1 protein-coding gene is annotated in these 575 nt (G+C 74.4%); it reads right to left on the reverse strand.

Annotated elements, in window-relative coordinates:
• Positions 1 to 575: SagB/ThcOx family dehydrogenase (locus tag AC2W7M_RS27095; RefSeq protein ID WP_486136336.1), on the reverse strand; the 575-nt coding region annotated here is incomplete at both ends.

Raw genomic sequence — 575 nt, forward strand, 5'->3', positions numbered from 1 at the left:
ATCTCGGCGATCAGCTCCGGCTCCTCGCGCTCGGCGCCAGCGAAATCCCGGTCGCGGTCGAGGCCGAGCAGCGCCGCGATCGCCGCCGTGCCCCCCCGGCACCAGCCGCACCCGCCAGCCCAGGGTCGCGGCGGCGAAGACCAGGGCGCCCAGCGCATGGCCGGTGTCGAGCTGGCAGTAGCGGAACGCCCGCTCGCCGTATTTCCAGGCCTCGCGCCACGGGATGGAGGAGAGGCCGACGAGCAGCCGCGCCGGGCCGGGGGGAAGGCTCGTGCGCCGCTCCAGCGCGTGATCGCGGCTGATATAATGGTGCACCCCGTCCTCAAGCCCCTGGACGCCTTGGGCGATCATATAGGCTTCGGTCGGGTGGAGGTTGCCGCTGGAGGGGTTGGCGCGCACCGCCCAGCGGTCCGGGCTCAGCTGCTTCCAGGCGGCAAGGCCGAACGACAGCTCCAGCAGCGCCCCCACCTGCGCCCGGCCGAACGGCGCGGGCGGCGGGGCGTCGGGGCCGAACAGGTCGCCGAAGCGCGCGTCGATCGGTGATGCGCCACCAGCGGCAGCGCCCTCGACGCGCG

The sequence above is a fragment of the Xanthobacter sp. BG11Y11_SDJG genome (genome assembly GCF_057364445.1).